This window comes from Vibrio thalassae (assembly GCF_900089835.1).
GTDB lineage: Bacteria > Pseudomonadota > Gammaproteobacteria > Enterobacterales > Vibrionaceae > Vibrio > Vibrio thalassae.
On sequence record NZ_OANU01000189.1, the window covers coordinates 1,837 to 7,274 of the forward strand.

The 5,438-nt window shown below is 41.7% G+C and carries 2 protein-coding genes and 1 pseudogene; 1 reads left to right on the plus strand and 2 read right to left on the minus strand.

Translation table 11 applies throughout. The features are described 5' to 3' along the window. On the minus strand, positions 1 to 2,915 hold a 2,915-nt coding region (locus VTH8203_RS23635; protein ID WP_158296249.1), incomplete at its 3' end, for a beta/gamma crystallin domain-containing protein. A gap of 413 nt (positions 2,916 to 3,328) precedes the next feature. Beyond that, positions 3,329 to 3,469 (minus strand): annotated as a pseudogene (locus tag VTH8203_RS23645) (transposase domain-containing protein); the annotation flags it as partial. Between the two features lie 253 nt (positions 3,470 to 3,722). Here VTH8203_RS23645 and VTH8203_RS23650 point away from each other — a divergent pair. Continuing rightward, entirely contained in the window at positions 3,723 to 4,235 is a 513-nt protein-coding gene (locus VTH8203_RS23650) for a hypothetical protein (RefSeq protein ID WP_244181328.1), read from the plus strand. The last annotated feature ends 1,203 nt before the right edge of the window (positions 4,236 to 5,438 follow it).

Genomic DNA, 5,438 nt, shown 5'->3' on the forward strand with positions numbered 1-5,438 from the left:
AGAACTCGATTATCATCCCTTCCATCTAGACAATATGTTTTTGAATCACCTTGGTAGTCTGCACGTTCATAAAAGCGAACACAGTCATCTTTTAACGGTTCATGTTTTAACTCAATGTACGAAAATTTATTTTCGCTATTTTTACCAAAATATGTATCTTTTGAATTAGGCTCAAAACGCCAGTTGAAACCGGTTCTATTGTAGTGAAACCAAAGTCTAGCAGTGATATCTGAACCTACTTCTAGAGATTCAAAGCGGTCGTTCCACTCTTCATACTTACCATCTTCATAACCTCTCCAATAGTTAGAAGCTTGATTTTCATCTAAACAAAAGTCCCAACGTTGCCCTTGATGATCCTCCTGGTCCCAAAAACGGGCACATTTACTGCCAAATTGCCGTGGAAACACCTCTAGAGATGACACTTCATTATCACCTGAGCTAAAGGACGACACATTTGCTTTATGTGTCCAATTCCAGCCTTTAAAATCAGTATGCTCAAAAATGGTTACATAAACATTTTTACCAACTTTTACCGATGAATACGTGTCATTAGAATCTCTTAAATCCGGAAAACGCTTATCTTTCCCATGGTCTAAACAAAAATCATCTACATCACCTTTGTAGTCGCTCTCGGTAAAGTAACGCACACAATTATCGGCAACCTTTTTAGTGTGAATAATAAAAAAGGATTCGTTAGCGACACCCCAAGGACTGGGAACCTGTGCTAAGTTACTTGTTATGGTCTTTTTATCTGGACCATAAAGCGTCATATCACGAATGTTACTACCCAATTTAATTGACTGATAATCAAGAATTATGTCTGCACCATAAACGTGTAATTCACTCTGGTTGGGACCAAAACATATATCTTGAGACAGACCGTGATAGTTGGGGTTTTCAAATAGTCTGATGCAGTTTTCGTCAAGATTTGGCAACGTGTACTCAACTTTTAATTTGACATTATCAATCCCATACTCACCTTGCAACATGACATACCAAGTGCCGGATACGGGTCTTGAGACGTCGCATTGTTTATTACTTCCTGGCTTAGATCTATTCTTACACCCCGAAGGATGGTTTAGTATAGAACCTGTTGTATTGGATAAAGTCAGGTCTATATCTGTTTCATCAATATCATGTCTACCGCGTTGGGTGGTAACCGTTAAATCGCTAACATTTGCCGGAACGTCTATAAAGTAAAGTATACGTCTATTTTTCCCCGTAGCCTTTGGTCTGATTTCTTCGCCATTGTATAATCGACTATTTTTATCAAGTACATAGGTGTCGAAACTCGCTGAAAAATCGTCACCCTCATTGTTAGTTAACGTTAAACTCACCTCGTGTAAACCCGGCTTTTTAAAGGTATGCTCGCTATTATGTTCTGAGGAGTATGAGCCATCGTCGAAATCCCATTCAAGGCTCGATAACCCATTTTCCTGTCCTCTTGGATAATTATATGAAATGTTACTCCCAACCTTGGTAACATAGACATCATCCTCAGGAACACTTAAAAGATTCATACCATCGAGTGATAAATCACCGCTGGCTATAGGGTCTAAGTATGATTTGTAATCCGGTCCACTCCACGATTTGTCGAATAGACGGGAAAGAGTTACATACCTCTCAACCATTTCCTTTCCTGCGCAAACATGATCATAAATTTCATATTCCCCCGAACTGTCTACCCCAATTAAGCGTTTTTGTTTATCAAGTAAACCGGAACCAGAGCTCCCTTCAAAACTCACTCCTTTGGCGAATTTAACGTATATAGCCAAATCTTCGTCATTATCTGATTCTATATCTTGTGACAACAATACTTCTCGAGGAATTGCAATAGATTTTGGTCTACCTTTAGGATGGCTTATGTTAGCACCAATTGTTGGTTGTTCATTATTACCGTTCCACCCAACTAGAAAAGCGTTTGCGTTTGGATTAATAGGATCTTCTAGTTCAAGCAATAAATAATCATTCGCTAGATCTATTGGTTTTGTCCCGTCTAGACCAATGTTAGAAGCCAAAACTTTAACGCCATGGTTAGTATGTCCAGGGCTTATCTCTGCACCTGTTCCACATGTGGATGCTTGATAGTTGTAGCTCACCGTTACCCGATGAGCATTTTTTTCTGTAATTTCACAGTGGGAAGCGGTTAAAATAAGCGGTCTACCATCTCGCTTTGTGTTATTAATTAGTGTCCCACTGCATTTATAGAGAAGATTTAGCCCGCAAGACTTACTTGTACATGACGGGTCTTGATGAGGAATGGCCAATTGGACAGTGGAGCGGATCTGATCCCTCCAGTCATCTCCCTCGGGGCAAGCGACGTCTATTAGACAAGCCTCTTGGAATACAACTGGTGGTTTAACCCGACCTTCCACTTCCACAATCACTGACGTTAAATGAAAATCGTGTGTGTCATCAGCACTTCTTGGTGTTCTTGAAGATGAATCTAAGTGGTACGCAGGTATGTTAAGTTCTATAATTGCCGTATCGCCTTCAATCGCTGAGATCCACAACTCGCCGTGGTCGTCATTATCAAAGTGAGTATAAACAGGCATTCCCTCTTTTTTATCGGGGGTATATATGTGTAATGTTCCGCCAACAGGCATGATATAGGATGTAAAACCTAAGTTCAGGTATTTCGCCCCTGGGGAGTGGATTTCAGCTCGCCATACCGCCCACTCTTCTTCATTAATTGTAACAAACTGCCATTGTTCTGGTTTAATCGACGTCACTGCTCCTTTGCCATGTATCCCATTTTTTACGTCCTCATCGGTGAGTTCTGGTACTGTTACAGAGTATTGCACCGGCTCATCAACCTCAACCAATTCTGATACTGGGTCAATTGCTAAAGCGGATTTACAGAAAATCATCAATAGCACTATTGATAATCTACTGAAAAAATTTGAATATTTCATTTCTTACACTCCTCCTATTTATTAGGATAAATATATTCCAATTATCGAAGACCAAACCTGGAATAAGAAGTATTAGTAAATCACGCTGAATTTGATAATAGCCACCAAGTTATCAATACAACTATCAATAACAAAAGGCCATTTGATTTACAACCATTAAACGACCTAGATACTCAGTGTGTGATAAGCGCACCATAAAACCCCCATTCTAATCCTGAGGGATCCCCACATCTTTTCACCGGAACTCTGCCGCACTTATCGCTTTGAGGCCTCCTACGGCTAAGGCCAGATCCTTCACGCTAAATGAGTAAGCTTCTCTTCCTATCAACTCTTTACCGAGAAAAAAGTAGGAAAGTACCCGGCGTGTTGTAAGCGCCAGTTACTCGGCGTATTGATGAGGAGAACCAAAGCCGTTAGGCTTTGGTTAGATTCCAAGGTAGAAGCGCTTCTATGTCTTCCAACGTCTCTGCGTATGGTAGCTTACTGAGAAGGGTGTGAAGATAGGAGTAAGGTTCAAGACCGTTTAATTTCGCCGTTTCAATCAAACTATTTATACATGGAGCGAGGTCCGTGCTATCTAGGATAGAAACAACAGGAACGTAGGGCTGGTGCTTATGGGCGTGTATAACCTAACCCAAGTCAACACTGAGCCTGGCAACGAAGCTACCTGCCCATTCTCGCCTCCAGCGGGGTGGTTGGGCAGCGCTCAGGACTATGTGAAACTGATGCGACAGCGGTACACGGATCAAGCGTTTAGCCAACTGATGGGGGCAGCAGCGCGAATGTCCAAGTCGCTGGGAGAGGAACATGAATACAAAACAACACCTTCGCAATCCAATGGTCGTAGAAGAAGCCACAAAAAAAGCTGAGCCGCAGGCAAAGCAACTGGGGCTTGCTTCTATACCTGACGACATGCTTGAAATGATCTGTCCGAACTTAACTTATGCAAGGCAATTCACTCCTGAGCTTTATGCAAAGTTTCAGAACGTGAAGCGATTGCTAAAAGAACTATCGGAACAGAGCACACCCAAGCATGGGCATATTGTGAAGTTCACGACACAGTACGCGAGCTACGATGAATCGGTACTGCTTTTGCGAGAAGGCGAGATCCGAGGCGAAAACTTAATTGCTTGTGTCGGTGGTAAAAATCTCGATGATCTTGATCTACGGGACTACGGGACTACGGGCTTGCGATGCACATTGGCTGCGGCGGCCCATTTGAGCCAATCTCAGGTATGCAAATTCGGGAGTTGTCTGAGTTCGACATGTTTGAGACGACCTACAACTTCTGGGGTGCGACACCTTGCGGTAACGGGATGATAAATATCACGGTTCCAATGAAGCGTTGGTTTTTAACCTTCGACGTGTAGGTACATATAACAAGCGTAGGGGGGATTCCCCCTCGCTTTCCTAAGCATCCTGGAACAGGGTTCTTAGGAAAGTGCCTTGTGCGCTTATTGTGCAAGAGAAATAAAGTCATACTAGGGAATAAAATCATACTCAAAAGGCAGCGAAATTTGATCTCGCTGCCTTTAGTTTTTGGTCTATGACCTGTACACGTAGCTCATTTCTGGACAAAAGTTTGCTAGCGATTTGCCTAAATTAGCAATTAATTAATAACTTCAGGTATTGCAGATTCCGTGAAAACATCATCTTATCAGTTATCTGTTAGCAGGCACTGCTTTACATGTTGCTAGAAACAATCGTGGCTTAGAGAGATTCTTGGTTATCCACAAAATTAGTGGATAAACGGCTTTTAACCAAAATAATCAACCAGATGCATAAATGATTGGTGCTACGAAATTGCAATATGCGCCATATTGACTACACTGTTAATAACAACAAAGGATTTCTCAGGTTTTCTTTGTCGTTCGAAACGCCTCCCCGATAAAAAGGAGGCGTTTTGCTTCTGTATCTAGCATGACATTAAAATGTGATGTTTACCCAAACAAACAAAAGTCCAAACGACACAAATCGCTAATAAGCCTATTATCAACAACGTCTCTTAACCTGCAACTAAGAGCGAAAAAATCTGTGCGTGATTTTTATGAGCCCTGAACCAAGGGCTCTTTTTTGTACGTAAGCAACAGAGGGTAGTCCCCATTTCAGCGAAAATTCCAATTTGGCTTCAGCTATACCACGCTTTGTTCGTGGCCTTCTGCAATTCGACCATATGACAAAAATTGTAAGTAGCGATGCGCTATGAATGACATACTTTGAATGATCACACCAGACAACGGGGCGGCCTGACAAGTTACTGGACAAAAATTAGGTTCGGAAAATCATACATTAGCAAATCATGAATAACTATAGGGGCTCTTCTCCGCTTTGTTGAGTCATAACGCAATACTTATGACTTCTACCATACTGACTAATAACCCTTTTTTAGTCAGTATGGATGAATCCTATTTTGACCCAGTTACTTTCTCAGCTTTTACATATTCAGGGGCAGGCAATCCAGTCGATTAAGGTCGATGAATCCACTCAAACTGTTGACGTTTACTGTCGTCGAGACCGACGATT

Bases quoted from the DNA above. Each gene is read 5' to 3' on its own strand.
- VTH8203_RS23650 (WP_244181328.1), top strand. From the start codon at position 3,723: ATGAATACAAAACAACACCTTCGCAATCCAATGGTCGTAGAAGAAGCC.